The sequence below is a fragment of the Microbacterium sp. NPDC089190 genome, assembly GCF_040701795.1.
In the GTDB taxonomy this organism is placed as follows: Bacteria; Actinomycetota; Actinomycetes; order Actinomycetales; family Microbacteriaceae; genus Microbacterium; species Microbacterium galbum.
This window is the reverse complement of sequence record NZ_JBFBHF010000002.1, coordinates 509,475-526,226: the sequence shown is the minus strand read 5'-3', so window position 1 is coordinate 526,226 and position 16,752 is coordinate 509,475. Positions and strand designations below refer to the sequence as shown.

The 16,752-nt window shown below is 70.7% G+C and carries 12 protein-coding genes and 1 tRNA gene; 10 read left to right on the top strand and 3 right to left on the bottom strand.

Going from position 1 to position 16,752, the window contains the following annotated elements; translation table 11 throughout:
• Positions 1-46: 46 nt before the first annotated feature.
• Positions 47-1,342, top strand: coding sequence for a chloride channel protein (locus tag AB0230_RS08410; protein WP_366375117.1), 1,296 nt, complete (start codon positions 47-49; stop codon positions 1,340-1,342).
• Between the two features lie 79 nt (positions 1,343-1,421).
• Here the strand turns inward: AB0230_RS08410 and aceB are convergent, their stop codons facing one another.
• Positions 1,422-3,125 carry a malate synthase A gene (gene aceB / locus AB0230_RS08405; protein WP_366375115.1) on the bottom strand — a complete coding sequence of 568 codons (1,704 nt, stop codon included), beginning with the start codon at positions 3,123-3,125 and terminating at the stop codon, positions 1,422-1,424.
• Positions 3,126-3,348: 223 nt separating this feature from the next.
• Positions 3,349-4,665: an isocitrate lyase gene (gene aceA / locus AB0230_RS08400; protein WP_366375113.1), complete on the bottom strand. Its 1,317-nt coding sequence runs from the start codon at positions 4,663-4,665 to the stop codon at positions 3,349-3,351.
• Between the two features lie 129 nt (positions 4,666-4,794).
• Between aceA and AB0230_RS08395 the strand changes: the two genes are divergently transcribed.
• A complete protein-coding gene (locus AB0230_RS08395; RefSeq protein ID WP_366375111.1) occupies positions 4,795-6,273 on the top strand; it encodes a helix-turn-helix domain-containing protein in 1,479 nt (492 codons plus the stop codon).
• An 88-nt stretch (positions 6,274-6,361) separates the two neighbouring features.
• Here the strand turns inward: AB0230_RS08395 and AB0230_RS08390 are convergent, their stop codons facing one another.
• On the bottom strand, positions 6,362-7,894 hold the full coding sequence (locus AB0230_RS08390) for a PucR family transcriptional regulator (protein ID WP_366375109.1): 1,533 nt from the start codon (positions 7,892-7,894) through the stop codon (positions 6,362-6,364).
• A gap of 92 nt (positions 7,895-7,986) precedes the next feature.
• Between AB0230_RS08390 and gabT the strand changes: the two genes are divergently transcribed.
• The 8 genes from gabT (at position 7,987) to nusG (ending at position 16,623) form a co-directional block, all read left to right on the top strand.
• Positions 7,987-9,336 carry a 4-aminobutyrate--2-oxoglutarate transaminase gene (gene gabT, locus AB0230_RS08385; RefSeq protein WP_366375107.1) on the top strand — a complete coding sequence of 450 codons (1,350 nt, stop codon included), beginning with the start codon at positions 7,987-7,989 and terminating at the stop codon, positions 9,334-9,336.
• A 90-nt stretch (positions 9,337-9,426) separates the two neighbouring features.
• Positions 9,427-10,887: an NAD(P)/FAD-dependent oxidoreductase gene (locus tag AB0230_RS08380; protein ID WP_366375105.1), complete on the top strand. Its 1,461-nt coding sequence runs from the start codon at positions 9,427-9,429 to the stop codon at positions 10,885-10,887.
• Positions 10,884-11,762, top strand: a complete 879-nt coding sequence (locus tag AB0230_RS08375; protein ID WP_315995022.1) for a universal stress protein — start codon at positions 10,884-10,886, stop codon at positions 11,760-11,762. The genes AB0230_RS08380 and AB0230_RS08375 overlap by 4 nt, the downstream gene beginning before the upstream one ends.
• Complete coding sequence (locus AB0230_RS08370) at positions 11,762-13,321, top strand: APC family permease (protein WP_315995021.1); 1,560 nt, start codon at positions 11,762-11,764, stop codon at positions 13,319-13,321. Before AB0230_RS08375 ends, AB0230_RS08370 begins: the two co-directional genes overlap by 1 nt.
• 51 nt (positions 13,322-13,372) lie before the next feature.
• On the top strand, positions 13,373-14,734 hold the full coding sequence (locus tag AB0230_RS08365) for an NAD-dependent succinate-semialdehyde dehydrogenase (protein ID WP_366375103.1): 1,362 nt from the start codon (positions 13,373-13,375) through the stop codon (positions 14,732-14,734).
• Positions 14,735-15,041: 307 nt separating this feature from the next.
• Positions 15,042-15,114, top strand: a tRNA-Trp gene (locus tag AB0230_RS08360).
• Positions 15,115-15,156: 42 nt separating this feature from the next.
• A complete protein-coding gene (gene secE / locus AB0230_RS08355) occupies positions 15,157-15,432 on the top strand; it encodes a preprotein translocase subunit SecE (protein ID WP_076677209.1) in 276 nt (91 codons plus the stop codon).
• Between the two features lie 60 nt (positions 15,433-15,492).
• Entirely contained in the window at positions 15,493-16,623 is a 1,131-nt protein-coding gene (gene nusG, locus AB0230_RS08350; RefSeq protein WP_315995019.1) for a transcription termination/antitermination protein NusG, read from the top strand.
• The last annotated feature ends 129 nt before the right edge of the window (positions 16,624-16,752 follow it).

Sequence of the window (16,752 nt, the reverse complement as noted above, 5' to 3'; positions counted from 1 at the left end):
CTACCGTCGGTCGGAACACGAAACATGGGTCGATTAGCGTGGCGGGGTGACAGCTCAGACCGCCACGCCCCTGCGCTCCCGTCGACGGGGATTCGCCTCCCTCATGCGGCTGGGGATCGCGACTCTCATCGTGGGCGTGACCACCGGTCTCGCCGTGCTGCTGCTCGTGTGGATCGTGCACAGCCTCGAGCATCTCGTGTGGGGTCACGAGGAGGGGCCGTTCCTCGACGGCCTCGCGTATCCCGAGACCTGGTGGCTTCCGATCGTCACAGTGGGCGGGGCGGGAGTCGTGGCCGCCCTCGGCTGGTACCTGCTGCGCCGCTTCGGTCGCCGGATCGCCACCGTCGAGCAGGGCGTCGACGGAGCCCGGATGCCGTGGTGGGAGACGCTCGCCGACACCGTCATCCAGGTGGGGTCGGTGGCGATGGGCGCGTCCATCGGCAAGGAGGTCGCTCCGCGCGAGCTGTCGGCGATGGCGGGCTCGAAGGTCGTGAAGTGGTTCGGCCTCGACGCGCGGTGGTGTCGCATCCTCATCGCCTCGGCCGCGGGGGCGGGTCTCGCCGCCGTCTACAACGTGCCCCTCGCCGGCGCCCTCTTCGCCGTGGAGATCCTGCTCGCGCAATTCAGCGTGGGTGCAGCGGTGGTGGCGCTGACCGTCAGCACCATCGCCACCCTCGTCGCGCGTCCGCTCGTGGGGGACGGTTCGCTCTATTCGATCGGCTCGGTCGAGGTGAACGCGTCGCTCATCGTCGCCGCGGTCCTCATCGGCCCGCTCATGGGGTGGGGAGCGACGAGCTTCGCCATGGTGACGAAGAAGCTCGCTCGTTTCCGTCCCGAGGGGTGGAAGCTGCTGGTGGCTCTGCCGCTGACGTTCACGGCCGTCGGCGCCGTCGGAGCGGCCTTCCCGCTCATCCTCGGCAATGGCCGCGCGCTGGCGACCGCGGGTTTCGACCTCTCGCAGCCCGCCCTGCTGCTCATCGCGCTCGCCGTGCTGAAGTACGTCGCGACCGCGATGTCGCTGGGGTCGGGCGCGATCGGGGGAACGCTGCAGCCCTCGGTCGCCATCGGTGCCGCTCTCGGAGCCGCGGCGGCGGCCGGGTGGGCGTTCGTCTGGCCCGGTGCCGACGGAACGGCTCTCGCGATCGTCGCGGCGTCGGCGTTCCTGGCATCCAACATGCGGGCTCCGTTCACCGCGATCGCCCTCATCATCGAGTTCACCAACACCGGCTTCGACCTGCTGCTGCCGATCTTCCTCGCCGTCGCCGGGTCGCTCGCGGCGTCGAAGCTCACCTCGCGCGAGAGTTTGAGGCCCTTCGCTCCGATCGACCCGGCGCGTTCCTGACGCCCCCCGCACCGCACGAACGCTGCCGGAGGCGTGACCGAGGGGCCGAGGCCTCCGGCCCCGGCCCCTCGGCATTCGGTCAGTCCAGGTATCTCGCGTACGCGGGCAGGGTCAGGAAGGCCGGGAACTCCTCGCGCAGGGCGACCTCCTGGAACACCGCGGCGGCGTCGTCGAACCGGTCGGCGGTCGAGCGCGGCGCCTCGGCGAGCACGTCCCGCACGAGCGACTCGACGTAGTCGCGGCTGATCGGCGTGCCCTCGGCGGTGGCGTGGTCCTGGTGGATCCACTGCCAGATCTGCGAGCGCGAGATCTCGGCGGTGGCGGCGTCCTCCATGAGGTCGTCGATCGCGACCGCGCCCAGGCCCCGCAGCCAGGCCTCGATGTACCGGATCGTCACCGACACATTGCCCCGCACGCCCGCGGCGGTCACGGGTCGTCCGATGCGCACGTCGAGCAGATCGGCCGGTGCGACCGACACCTCGTCGCGGGTGCGCCCGAGCTGGTTCGGCGCGTCACCCAGCACGGCGTCGAACTCGGCCCGCGCCACCGGGATGAGGTCGGGGTGGGCCACCCACGTGCCGTCGAAGCCGTCTCCGGCCTCGCGGCGCTTGTCGGCGGCGACCTTGTCGAACGCCGCCTGGGTCACCTCGGGCTTGCGGCGGTTGGGGATGAAGGCGCTCATGCCGCCGATCGCGTACGCGCCCCGCTTGTGGCAGGTCTGCACGAGCAGCTCGGTGTAGGCCCGCATGAACGGCACCGTCATCGTGACCTCGCTGCGGTCGGGGAGCACGAAACGCGCTCCGCGGCCCCGGTAGGTCTTGATGATCGAGAAGATGTAGTCCCAGCGACCCGCATTCAGGCCCGCGCAGTGGTCGCGCAGAGCGAAGAGGATCTCCTCCATCTCGAACGCCGCGGGCAGCGTCTCGATGAGCACCGTCGCCCGGATCGTGCCGTGCGCGAGGCCCAGACGCTCCTCGGTGAACGAGAACACGTCGTCCCACAGCCGCGCCTCTTCGGCCGACTCGATCTTCGGCAGGTAGAAGTAGGGTCCGCGGCCCGCGGCGATCAGCGCGTGCGCGTTGTGGAACACGTACAGTCCGTAGTCCACGAGCGAACCGGATGCCGGCAGCTCGCGGCCGGCACGATCGATGAACGTCACGTGCTTCTCGGGCAGGTGCCAGCCGCGGGGGCGCATCACGATCGTCGGGGTGCGCTCGGCGGTGACCTCGTAGCGCTTGCCCTCGGGGCTCGTGAACGAGAGCTGCCCGCGGATCGCGTCGAACAGCGAGAGCTGACCGCCGATGACGTTGCGCCAGGTGGGGCTCGTGGCATCCTCCTGGTCGGCCAGCCATACGCGTGCCCCGGAGTTGAGCGCGTTGATGGTCATCTTCGGGTCGGTGGGCCCGGTGATCTCGACGCGGCGGTCTTCGAGGCCCGGTCCCGCGCCCGCCACGCGCCACGACGGGTCGTCGCGGATGTGCGCGGTGTCGGCGCGGAAGTGCGGGTCGTCACCCGTGCCGATCTCGAAACGCCGACGCAGGCGCGCGGCCAGCCGGTCGTGCCGGCGACGGGCGAAGCGGTCGTGCAGCTCGGTGACGAAGGCGAGGGCGGCGGGGGTGAGGATCTCGGCGTCCCGTCCTTCGAGGGAGCGCTCGAGGCGCAGGTGCGGGATGGATGCCGGCGGGCTCGGCATCCGGGATCCTTCGGTGGCCGTGCGGGCACCGGTCGTCGTGGTCGGCGAGGTCGCGGTGGTGGGCGGGGGTGAGGTGTCGATGAGGGTCATGGTCGTGGCTTTCTGTCTATGTCGCTCGCTCGCCCGCTCGCTCCCTCCCGCCGTCCGCCACCCGCCGCAGGATGCGGGACGTGTGTGTCCTGCTGAGTGTCCAAGACACCCGGACGGATTTTCGCCGGGTCCGGGTGTTTCGGACACTCAAGTGGGGGTTGGGGGCAGGGGGCGGGACAGGGGGAGGAGCAGAGAGGGCGAGCGGGGACGGGGAGGGGGAGGGTCAGTGGAACTGGGCCGTCTCGGTGGAGCCGGCCAGGGCGAGGGTCGCGCTGTCGGGGTTGAGCGCGGTCGAGACGACGTCGAAGTAGCCGGTGCCCGCTTCGCGCTGGTGGCGCGTGGCGGTGTACCCGTTGGCTTCGGCGGCGAACTCGGCCTCCTGCAGCTCGACGTACGCGCTCATGGCGCGCTCGGCGTAGCCGCGGGCGAGGTCGAACATCGAGTGGTTCACGGCGTGGAATCCGGCCAGCGTGATGAACTGGAAGGCGTAGCCGAGAGCGGCCAGGTCGGCTTGGAACGTGGCGATCTGCTCGTCGTCGAGGTGGCGCTTCCAGTTGAAGCTCGGCGAGCAGTTGTAGGCGAGCTTCTTGCCCGGGTAGCGGGCGTGGATCGCCTCGGCGAAGGCGCGGGCGAGCTCGATGTCGGGCTCGCCGGTCTCCACCCACAGCAGATCGGCGTAGGGGGCGAAGGCGAGGCCGCGCGCGATGACCGAGTCCAGTCCCGGCCGCACGCGGTAGAAGCCCTCGGTCGTTCGCTCGCCGGTGAGGAACTCGGCATCCCGCGGATCGACGTCGCTGGTGAGCAGGTCGGCGGCGAGGGCATCGGTGCGGGCGATGATCACCGTCGGCACGCCCGCGACGTCGGCCGCGAGACGCGCGGCGTTGAGGGTGCGGATGTGCTGCTGGATCGGCACGAGCACCTTGCCGCCGAGGTGGCCGCACTTCTTCTCGCTCGCGAGCTGGTCTTCCCAGTGGATGCCGGCCGCCCCCGCCGCGATGAGCGACTGCGCGAGCTCGTAGGCGTTGAGGGGACCGCCGAAGCCCGCTTCGGCGTCGGCGACGATCGGGGCGAGCCAGTCCTGCGTGATCTCGCCCTCGGCCCGCTCGATCTGGTCCTGACGCAGCAGCGCGTTGTTGATGCGGCGGACGACCGCGGGCACGCTGTTGGCGGGGTAGAGGCTCTGGTCGGGGTAGGTCTGGCCCGCGAGGTTGCCGTCGGCAGCGACCTGCCACCCGCTGAGATAGATGGCCTTCAGCCCCGCGCGCACCTGCTGCACGGCCTGGCCGCCGGTGTAGGCGCCGAGGGCCCGGACGTAGTCCTCGGTGTGGAGGAGGTTCCAGAGGTTCTCGGCCCCGCGGCGGGCGAGCGTCGACTCCTCCCGGACGCTGCCACGGAGGCGGACGACGTCTTCGGCGGTGTACGTGCGCTCGATGCCGTCCCAGCGGGGGTCGTCCTCCCACGAGGTGCGGATCTCATCGGCGGTCTCGGTCTGGTCGCCGGGGCGCAGGGGCTGCGGGGCGGGGGTGGCCTGGATCGTCATGTCGTCCTCCTTCGGGTGTCGGGGCGTCGGTGCCCCGTGGAGACCACTGTCCGCGAAGAACAACCCTCCGCAAGAAGAATCGATGTGTGAAGATCGCGCGATCTTCCGCTGCTGTGAGAACCTGCCGGTATGGACACCGGCGTCTCGATTCCCGCGGCATCCCTCCCGCTCGACCATGAAGAGGTGGACACCCTCACCATCGGTCGGCGCATCCGACAGCTGCGCACCGCGCGCGGTATGACCCTCGACGACCTCGCCGGAGCGGTCGGTCGTGCGCCCAGCCAGATGTCGATGATCGAGAACGGCCGCCGCGAGGCGAAGCTGACGTTGCTGCAGGCGATCGCCCGAGCGCTGCAGTGCACGCTCGATCAGCTGCTGGATGCCGAGCCCCTCGATCCCCGCGCCACCCTCGAGCTGTCCGTGGAACGGGCGATGCGCGGGCAGACCTTCCAGGCGCTCGGGATCGCCCCTTTCCGTGTGGGGCGTGCGGTGCCCGACGAGGCGCTCGCCGCGATGCTCGCTCTCCAGGCCGAGATCGAACGGTTGCGCGAAGAGCGCTCCGCGACCCCGGAGGAGGCGCGCCGCGCCAATGTCGCCCTCCGCCGACTCATGCGCACGCAGGACAACCACTTTCCGGAGCTCGAGCGTGTGGCATCCGAGATGCTCGACGCGATCGCGCACCCCGGCGGACCTCTCACCCAGCGCGGGGCGAGCGACATCGCCGCCCACCTGGGCTTCTCGCTGCACTACGTGCCCGACCTGCCCTCGTCGACGAGGAGCATCGCCGACGTGAAGAACGGGCGGCTGTACCTGTCGACGAAGGTCGCGAAGGGCGACCCGCGCGCGGCGGTGCTGCAGGCGCTGTCGAGCCGGATCCTGAGCCACGGCGAGCCGACGAGCTACGACGAGTTCCTCCGCCAGCGCGTCGAGACCAACTACCTGACGGGCGCGCTGCTCATGCCCGAGGCGCATGTCGTCCCGGCGCTGCGCGAGGCGAAGCAGCGGCGCACGATCAGCATCGAAGACCTCCGCGACGCCTACTCGGTGTCGTACGAGACGGCCGCGCACCGTTTCACGAACCTCGCGACCGTGCACCTCGGCATCCCGGTGCACTTCCTCAAGGTGCACGAGTCGGGGACGATCACGAAGGCGTACGAGAACGACGACGTGAACTTCCCCACCGATCGGCTGGGTTCGATCGAGGGGCAGTTGTGCTGCCGTCGCTGGACGAGCCGCGTCGTGTTCGAGGAGGACGACCTCTTCAATCCGTATTACCAGTACACCGACACCGGCAATGGGACGTACTGGTGCACCGCGCGCGTGGAGCAGTCGAGCGAGGGGGCGCACTCGGTGAGCGTGGGGGTGCGGTTCGATGACACGAAGTGGTTCCGCGGGCGCGACACCCCCCACCGCGGCGTCTCGCGGCACGCGGTCGAGACGTGCTGCCGCCGGCCGCCGGCCTCGCTCGAGAACGCCTGGCGCGGGCAGGCGTGGCCGAACGTGCGCACACCGCGGACCTTGCTCGCGACCCTGCCGACGGGGTCGTTCCCCGGGGTAGACACCACCGAGATGTACGAGTTCCTGGAGGCGCACGCGCCGGGGGCGTGAGGCGCGCCCCGGGCCGCCGGGCGGTGGGCCGGCGCGTGATGCGGGCCACCGACTCCCCGTCGCCGTCGCCGCGCCCCCGTCACCGCGCCTACCCTGCCAGCCGCAGCGCCGTCCACAGCTCCGCACGCGCGGCGAACGACGACAGGTCGCGCCCCAGCACGCGCTGCGCGAGGGCGATGCGCGCCCGCACGGTGTGGCGATGGATGCCGAGCGCCGCCGCGGTCGCCTCGTGCGAGCAGTCGTTGGCCAGCCACGCGTCGAGGGTGTCGACCAGCGCCGAGCCCTCGGTCTCGTCGTGCCGGCGCAGGGGAGCCAGCGCGCCCGCCGCGACCGTGCGCGCGGCCTCCGACTCCAGCGCCGAGAGCAGTCCGGCCCGTGCCGTGTCGGTGAAGTCGGCGAGGCCGGCGTCGTCCGAACGGTCGCGTGCGGTGCGGGCCTGGGTCAGGGCGCGCGAGAACGCGTCGTAGCCCGAGGGGGCCGAGCACCCCACCGTCAGCTCGAAGCGGTCGGCGATCTCGGCCAGGCTCTCGCGGGCGGACACGGGGACCACGAGCACGAGGCCGTCGTCGCCACGACCGAAGAACAGCTCGCCCCGGCCCTCCTGCGCACGCACCTCGAGCCACTCCGCCAGTGCCGTCGACTTCGCTGCGGCGGCGGGGGTGAGTGCGACGATGACCGGCGCCGCGGGCAGGGGACCGAACAGATCGCGGCCGGCGCGCCGTGCGAGGGTCGGATCGTCGGTCGCCAGCGTCTGCACCAGGCCCGCGCGGAAGGTGCCGATCGCCCGGCCCAGTCCGTCCTGCTGCTCGAGGGCGAGGGCCGCCATGGCGACGACGGCGGTCACGACGCTGCGGGCCTCGTGGTCCAGGTCGTCCGCGGCGATCGCGAGGGCTCCACGCAGGTGCCCTCCGCGTCCGAGCGTCTGCACGCTCACCGCGCGGTCGCCGGCGGTCAGCGTTCCCGCCGCGCGTGTGCCACGGCGCAGCATCGTCGTGACCTCGAGGGTGAGGGCGTCGGCGGTCGCAGCGGGCAGGGCGCCGGACGGGAAGGCGGTGCGCAGCGCACCGGCCGCGTCGTACAACCCCACCCAGCAGTCGAGCTGCCGCGAGAGTTCGGCGAGCGTCGCCGACAGACCGTCGGGCCGCAGCGCGGCGAGCGACACCGCGCGCTGCGCCGCGAGCGACCAACTGCGACGCGCATAGGCGTCGGCCGCGATCGCCTCGGCGCCCGCGCGCGCGACGGCGATGAAGGGGGTGCGGTACGGCACCTCGAACAGCGGCATCCCCGCCCGCCGGCACGCGTCGACGAGGGGAGCGGGGATGCCGTCGCGCACGACCTCCGTGCCGAAACCGAGCCCCTGCACGCCGCGCGCGAGCAGGCGGCCGATGTACGCCTCGTAGTCGGCGGCGGTCGCGTCGGCGAATTGGGTGCCGGTGGTCAGCAGCACGAGGCCCTCGCTGAGGAAGGGCGTCGGGTCGGCGAGGTCGCTCGAGTGCACCCATCGCACGGGGCGATCCAGGATGCCGGGGGACAGCTCGTCGTCGGCGACGAGCCGAAGGTGCAGGTCGCGGCGGGACAGGAGCGCTCGCAGGCTGGGTGGGGCGGGGGCGGTGTCGGCCATGACAACTCCTGTACGACTCGTATACGACGGCGCCTGTGACTGTACAGGCAGGAGAGTGCGGGGCGCCGCACGGCGTCCGTAGCATCGCCGCCATGAGCCTCGACACCCTTCCTCTCGTCGGCGGTCCGTCCCTCGCCCAGGAGCGCCGCATCGTCACCGCCATCCCCGGCCCGCGTTCGCAGGAACTGCTGGAGCGAAAGGCCGCCGCCGTGGCATCCGGTGTCGGCCACACCGTCCCGATCCAGGCGGTCGCCGCCGGCGGCGGAGTCGTCGTCGACGCCGACGGCAACTCGCTCATCGACCTCGGCTCGGGCATCGCCGTCACGAGCGTCGGCAACGCCCACCCGGCGGTCGTGAAGGCCGTGCAGGAGCAGGTCGCCGCCTTCACCCACACGTGCTTCATGATCTCGCCGTACGACTCGTACGTGTCGGTGGCCGAGGCGCTCAACCGTCTCACCCCCGGCGACCACGCCAAGAAGAGCGCGCTGTTCAACTCGGGGGCCGAGGCCGTCGAGAACGCCGTCAAGATCGCCCGCAAGTACACCAAGCGTCAGGCGGTCGTCGCGTTCGACCACGGCTACCACGGTCGCACCAACCTGACCATGGCGCTCACGGCGAAGAACATGCCCTACAAGAGCGGGTTCGGACCCTTCGCCGCGGAGGTCTACCGCGCCCCGCTGTCGTACCCCTTCCGCGACGGACTGACCGGCCCCGAGGCCGCGGCGAAGGCGATCTCGGTCATCGAGAAGCAGGTCGGTGCAGAGAACCTCGCCGCCGTCATCATCGAGCCCATCCAGGGCGAGGGCGGCTTCATCGTCCCCGCCGACGGCTTCCTCAACGCGATCGTCGACTGGTGCCGAGACAACGGCGTCGTCTTCATCGCCGACGAGGTGCAGTCGGGCTTCGCGCGCACCGGCGCGATGTTCGCGAGCGAGCACTTCGGCATCGTCCCCGACCTCGTCACCACCGCCAAGGGCATCGCGGGCGGACTGCCGCTCGCGGCCGTCACGGGCCGTGCCGAGATCATGGATGCCACCCACACGGGCGGGCTCGGCGGAACCTACGGCGGCAACCCGATCGCGTGCGCCGCGGCTCTCGCATCCATCGACGCCTTCGAGAACGAGGGCTTCGTCGAGCGCGCCCGCGAGATCGGCGTCCTGCTGAAAGACCGCCTGCACGCGCTGCAGCAGAACGACCCGCGCATCGGCGACGTCCGCGGACACGGCGCGATGATCGCCGTCGAGTTCGTCGATCCCCCCACCGGCGCACCCGACGCCGCGCTGACGTCCGCGGTGGCGAAAGCGGCGATCGCCGAGGGTGTGATCGTGCTCACGTGCGGAACGTACGGCAACGTCATCCGGTTCCTCCCGCCGCTGTCGATCGACGACGACCTGCTGAACGAGGGCCTCGACGTGGTCGCGGCCGCCCTCGCCCGTAGCTGACACCCGTCCCGGCGGCGGCGGTCGACCCGAGAGCCCGCCGCCGTCGGGGCCATCCACGAAGACGTGAACGACACAACGAAGGAAGCTCCCATGGATGACATCACCCGCGACGTGGTCGTGATCGGGGCCGGCGCCGCCGGTCTCACCGCGGCCAACGACCTGCGCAAGGCCGGCCTGTCGGTCGTCGTGCTCGAGGCGCGCGATCGTGTGGGCGGACGCCTGTGGACCGACGTCATCGACGGCGCGATGCTCGAGCTCGGCGGCCAGTGGGTCTCGCCCGACCAGACCGCGCTGATCGACACCGTGGCCGACCTCGGCCTGTCGACCTACAGCCGCTACCGCGAGGGCGACAGCGTCTACGTCGGTGCCGACGGCGAGGCGAAGCGCTTCACGGGCGAGATGTTCCCCGTGGCACCCGAGACCGAGAAGGTCATCGACGAGATCACCGCGCGCCTGGATGCCATGGTCGCCGAGATCGATCCCGACAAGCCGTGGGAGCACCCGCAGGCCGCCGAGTGGGACAAGATCTCGTGGGACGCGTGGCTGCGCGAGCAGACCGACGACGACGAAGCCGTGCGCAACCTCGCCTTCGCGACGGGCTCGGCGATGCTCACCAAGCCGACGCACACGTTCTCCCTGCTGCAGTCGCTGCTCATGGCGGCATCCGCCGGCTCGTACTCGCACCTCGTCGACGCCGACTTCATCCTTGACAAGCGCGTGACCGGCGGTCTCCAGCAGGTTCCCGAGCTGCTCGCCGAGCGCCTGGGCGACGACGTGCTCCTCAACCAGCCGGTCCGCCGCATCATCTGGGGCGACGAGTCGGCGCCGTCCGACCGCCCCGCCGCCGCGGACACGGGTCGACGGGTGGACGACCTGCGCGCCCTCACCGCGCGCGTCGAGGCCGCGGCCTCGTCCTCCTCGGGGGTCACGGTGATCGCCGACGGCGTCACCGTCCGAGCCCGCCTCGCCGTGCTCGCCCTCGCGCCGGTGCTGTACTCGCGCATCTCGTTCGAGCCGCCCCTGCCGCGTCTGCAGCACCAGATGCACCAGCACATCTCGATGGGCTTCGTCATCAAGGTGCACGCCGTCTACGACCGCCCGTTCTGGCGCGAGCAGGGCCTGTCGGGCACCGCGTTCAGCCCGTACGAGCTGTGCCACGAGGCGTACGACAACACCAACCACGGCGACGAGCGCGGCACCCTGGTCGGGTTCGTGTCGGACCAGAACGCCGACGACCTCTTCCGTCTGAGCCCCGAGGAACGCAAGGAGCGCATCCTCGACTCGCTCGCGCGCTATTACGGCCCCGAGGCCAAGAACCCCGAGGTCTACTACGAGAGCGACTGGGGTACCGAGGAGTGGACCCGCGGCGCGTACGCGGCGAGCTTCGACCTCGGCGGCCTGCAGCGCTACGGCGCCGACCTGCGCCGGCCCGTCGGGGCGATCCACCTCGCGTGCAGCGACATGGCGGGCGCCGGCTACCAGCACGTCGACGGGGCGATCCGCCAGGGTCACCGCGCCGCCGACGAGATCCTCGAGCGGACGCGCGGATGAGCGGCGACCGCGTCGTCGTCGGCTACACGGCGACCGACGCGGGTGCCGACGCCCTCGCGCTGGGCGCCCGCCTCGGCGCAGCCCTCGGCACCTCCGTCCACGTCGTCGTCGTGCTGCCGTCCCCGCAGGGCAACGTCTCCATCCCGACGGCCGCGTCCTACGACCGTCTGGTCGAGGACACGGCGCGCGGGTGGCTGCGCGACGCCCTCGCGCGCATCGGCGACCCGGCCGGCATCCGGGGACACGTGCGCTACGCGCACGACGTCTCCGACGGTCTGGTCGCGGCCGCGGAGGAGTTCGGTGCGGGCCTGATCGTCGTCGGCACCGGCGGGGGCGGTCCGCGCGGACGGCACCGACTCGGTACGACCGCCGAGGAGCTGGTGCACTCGGCGCCCGTCCCGGTGGCGCTCGCTCCCGAGGGCGCGCGCGACGTCGACCCGTCGGTGGGTCTGCCGCGCGTCACCGCCGCCATCGGCACCCGCCCCGGCGCTGACCTGCTGCTCGACACCGCGGTGGGCGTCTCCCGCCGGGCGAAAGCACCCGTGCGGCTCCTCTCGCTCGCCGGTGTCGATCTCCCCGATCGCGTCGACGCGTCGCTGACTCGTCTGACGGGACACGCCCACGCCGAGAGCGTGCTCGAGTCCGTCCGCGCGGATCTGCCCGCCGGGATCGCCGCCGAGGCGGTCGTCGGCACCGGCAGCGACATCGAAGACGCGGTGTCGCGCATCGAGTGGCAGCCGGGCGAGATCGCGCTCGTCGGCTCGAGCCGCCTCGCTCAGCCGCGACGCCTGTTCCTCGGCTCCACCGCAGGACGCATCCTCCGCGCCCTGCCCGTCCCCATGATCGTGGTGCCCCGCACCTCGGAGGCCTCCTGATGACCACCTCTCGCAACGGAGCGAGCCCCGCACCCGACAGCGCCGTCACCACCGGCATCTCGAACAAGGGCCTGCGCGTCGGATCCATCGGCATGATCGGCGCCGTCGTCATCGGCATCTCGACCATCGCCCCCGCCTACACCCTCACCGGCGCCCTCGGCCCGACGGTCTCGGCCGTGGGCTTCCAGGTTCCCGCGATCATCCTCGTCGGCTTCATCCCGATGCTCCTGGTGGCGCTCGGCTATCGGGAGCTGAATTCCCGGATGCCGGATGCCGGCACCTCGTTCACCTGGGCGGCCCGCGCCTTCGGACCCTGGGTCGGCTGGATGGCCGGGTGGGGGCTGGTCGCGGCCACGGTCATCGTGCTGTCGAACCTGGCCGGTATCGCGGTCGACTTCCTCTTCCTGCTCATCGCGCAGATCAGCGGCAATCCGGAGATCGCCGAGATCACGCGCATCGTGCCCGTCAACGTGGCCGTGTGCCTGCTGTTCATGCTGCTCGCCACGATCGTGTCGTACCGCGATCTGCAGACCACCCAGCGCCTGCAGTACGGCCTGGTGGGGTTCCAGATCCTCGTGCTGCTCGTCTTCGCCGGAGCGGCCGTGGTCGAGATGATGAACGGCAACGCCTTCGACGCCAGCCCCGTTCAGGCGTCGTGGTTCAATCCGTTCGAGGTCGACTCGTTCAGCGCGTTCGCCGCCGGGCTCTCGCTGTCGATCTTCATCTTCTGGGGGTGGGACGTCATCCTCACCATGAACGAGGAGACCAAGGACCCCGACAAGACGCCGGGCCGCGCGGCCACCGTGACGGTGTTCCTCATCGTGGCGCTGTACCTGCTCATCGCGGTCGCTCTGCTGATGTTCGCCGGCAACGGCACGGGCGAGCTGGGCCTGGGCAACGAGGACATCCAGGAGAACGTCTTCTTCCACCTCTCGGGGCCCATCCTCGGCCCCCTCGCCTTCCTCGTGTCGCTCGCGGTGCTGACCAGCTCGGCATCCTCCCTCCAGGCGACCTTCGTCGGCCCCGCCCGTACGCTCCTCGCGATGGCGCACTATGACGCGCTGCCGCGCAAGTTCGCCAAGGTCAGCCCGCGGTTCTTCACCCCGGGCTACGCCACGATCGTGTCGGCGATCGTCGCCTCGGCGTTCTACGCGATCATGCGTGTGCTGAGCGAGAACGTGTTGACCGACACCATCACCGCCCTCGGCGCGATGATCTGCTTCTATTACGGCCTGACCGCGTTCGCGTGCGTCTGGTACTTCCGCAAGCAGTGGTTCGACTCGGTGCGCAACGTCTTCCTCACCCTCCTCGCGCCGCTGGTGGGCGGCGTCATCCTGGCCGTGCTGTTCGTCACGACCCTCATCGACAGCGCGAGCCCCGATTACGGCTCGGGCTCGCAGATCGGCGGCGTCGGCCTCGTGTTCGTCATCACCGTCGTGATCATCGTCGTGGGGGTGGTGCTGATGATCGCCCAGCGCATCGCGAGCCCCGCCTTCTTCCGCGGTGAGACCCTGGGACGGGAAGCGCCCGCCAGCGCCCGCCGCCGGCGCGCGATCTGACCCCGGCATCCGACCGCACCATCTGACAACGAAACGAAAAGGAGCAGCCCGATGAGCGACTACGCCGTCGTCAATCCCGCCACCGGCGAGACCCTCGCCGAGTACGACACCCTGACCGACGACGCGGTGGAGGCCGCCATCGCCTCCGCCCACGACGGGTACGGCATGTGGTCGCGCACCGCTCCGGCCGAACGCGCCGCTGCGATCCGCCGCGTGGCGGAGCTCCACCGCGAGCGCCGCGACGAGCTCGCCGCGATCATCGTGCGCGAGATGGGCAAGCCCCTGGCCGCCGCCGAGGGTGAGGTCGACTTCGCCGCCGACATCACCGAGTACTACGCCGACAACATCGACAAGATCACCGGCGACACCCCGCTCGACATCCTGGGCGAGGGCACCGCGGTCATCCGCCGCTCGCCGCTGGGCGTGCTGCTGGGCATCATGCCCTGGAACTTCCCGTACTACCAGGTGGCCCGGTTCGCGGCGCCCAACCTCGCGGTGGGCAACACCATCCTGCTCAAGCACGCTCCCCAGTGCCCCGAGTCCGCCGAGGCGCTGCAGGCGATCTACCGCGACGCGGGTCTGCCCGAGGGCGCCTACGTCAACATCCGCGCGACCAACGACCAGGCGGCGACCATCATCGCCGACCGCCGCGTGCAGGGCGTCTCGGTGACCGGATCGGAGCGCGCCGGCGCCGCCGTCGCCGAGATCGCCGGCCGCAACCTCAAGAAGGTCGCACTCGAGCTGGGCGGGTCCGACCCCTTCATCCTGCTCTCCACCGATGACCTCGATGCCGCCGTCCAGGCCGCCGTCGACGCCCGCCTCGACAACAACGGGCAGTCGTGCAACGCCGCGAAGCGCTTCATCGTCGCCGACGACCTCTACGACGGGTTCGTGTCGAAGTTCACCGCCGCCCTGGGTGAGGCCAAGGTCGGCGACCCGTTCGCCGACGACACGGTGCTGGGTCCGCTGTCATCGCTCACCGCGGCCGAACGCCTCGACGAGCAGGTGCAGCGCGCCGTGGCGCAGGGTGCCACCGTCGAGGTGGGCGGCACGCGCGACGGCGCCTTCTACCCCGGCACCGTCCTCACGGGCGTCACGAAGGACATGGACGCCTACGGCGAGGAGTTCTTCGGCCCCGTCGGTGTCGTCTACCGCGTCTCGAGCGAGGACGAGGCGGTCACCCTGGCCAACGACACCGGGTACGGTCTCGGCTCCTACGTCTTCACGACGGATGCCGCGCAGGCCGAGCGCATCGCCGACAAGATCGAGGCCGGGATGGTCTACATCAACGTCGTGCTGGCCGACTCTCCCGAGCTGCCGTTCGGCGGTGTCAAGCGCAGCGGCACCTCGCGCGAGATGGGCCTGCTCGCGGCCGACGAGTTCGTGAACAAGAAGCTGATCCGCACGGTCTGATCCGGCCGCTCGCGAATCCCCCGGACCCGCTCGACGGGGTCCGGGGGATTCCGCGTTTCCGGGCGTTCGACAGCGGGGGCGGAGTCGGGGAACCGGGGCGACGGGCGTCGCGGGCCAGGGCGGACCGCAGGACGACTCCGCCCCGCCGGCACCGGCCCGGTTCGCCTCACCGGGGGACATGACATAGACTGGGGAGTGCAGTCGAAATCTGCAATCTTTCGCCGTGCCCTCGGGTACGCGGCATCCCTCCCCGAGAGATACCAGGCGGAAGCGCGCCGGTTTCGCATCCTGGATCCTTCGGGATCTTAGGGCGGTAGCTCAATTGGCAGAGCAGCGGTCTCCAAAACCGCAGGTTGCAGGTTCGATTCCTGTCCGCCCTGCGCACAGCGCACGCTGGCACAGACAGAGACCTGGGTGGTTCGATGACGCAAGACGAGGCGAAGGGCGAGGTCGTCGCAGACCGCGGCGCGCCCCGCGAGAAGAAGCTCAACTTCTTCGCGCGGATCGCTCTCTTCATTCGTCAGGTCTTCGCGGAACTCCGCAAGGTCGTCACTCCGACGCGGCAGGAACTGTTCAAGTTCACCGCCGTCGTCCTCGGGTTCGTCGTCGTCATGATGGCGATCGTCTACGGCCTCGACGTGTTGTTCGTGTGGATCACCACCGCCGTCTTCGGCGTCCCCGGTACCGCCGGCGCCTGACCGGCGTCTGGGCGGACGCGCGGCGCCGAGAGCGGCCGCCACTGAACGGAAGAGATCACAGTGTCTGAAAGATATGTCGACGACGCCGATTGGGCGACGGCCGCCGAGCAGTCGAGCGAGGATGACGAAGCCCAGGAGGGCAACGTGCTCGCGTCCCAGGAGCGCGCCTCCGACTCCGCCGAGCACACCGCCGTCCACATCGTCGACGACGAGACCGACACCGACGATGCCGACCTGGGCGACATCGACATCACCGACCCGGAGGCGGACGCGATCGTGAACGACGCTCTCGAGATCGACGAGACCAGCGAGGCCGAGGCCGCCGCCGAGGTGCTGACCGACTCCCTCGCGGAAGAGCAGGCCGAAGAGGCCGCCGAAGCCGCAGACGAGGTCGCGCCGTACGACGGCCCCGACGTCAATGGCGAGCCCGACGCTCCCGTCCTCGACGAGGACTTCGTCGACGAGGTCTCCGCCGCGGCATCCGTCGTCGACGAGGTCGAGGCGGAGGAGTCGCCGGCCGACGCCGCCGAGGCGCCGGAAGACCTGGACGCCGCCGATGACGAGGACGTCGACCCGTACGAGGCGTTCCGCACCGAGCTGCGCATGCTCCCGGGCAAGTGGTACGTCATCCACTCGTACGCGGGCTTCGAGCGCAAGGTGAAGGCCAACATCGAGCAGCGCAAGTCGACGCTCGAGGTCGAGGACGACATCTACCAGGTCGAGGTCCCGATGGAGGACGTCGTCGAGATCAAGAACGGCCAGCGCAAGATGGTCAACCGCGTGCGCATCCCCGGCTACGTGCTGGTGCGCATGGACCTCAACGAAGACACCTGGTCGGTCGTGCGTCACACCCCCGGTGTCACCGGCTTCGTGGGCAACGCCCACAACCCGACGCCGCTGCGCTTCGAGGAGGCCTTCAACATGCTGAAGAGCCTTGTCGAGGTCAAGGAGTCCGCTCCGGCCAAGGCCGGTGCCGCCAAGGGCGCCCCGACCGCCCAGCGCGTCATCCCCGCCGAGGTCGACTTCGAGGCCGGAGAGACGATCACGATCAAGGAGGGCTCGTTCGCGGGTCTGCCCGGAACGATCAGCGAGATCAAGCCCGAGAGCGGCAAGCTCACCGTGCTCGTCTCCCTCTTCGAGCGCGAGACCCCCGTCGAGCTGTCGTTCGACCAGGTCACCAAGATGGTCTGACGCGCGCCCTGCGCGTCTCGCGAACGCCCCGCCCGGTTCCGTCCGGCGGGGCGTTCGCCGTTCCGGCGCCCGCGCCGCCGCTTCCTTCCCAATAAACGCCGTCGGTGCCGAGACACGCTGCGTCGCACC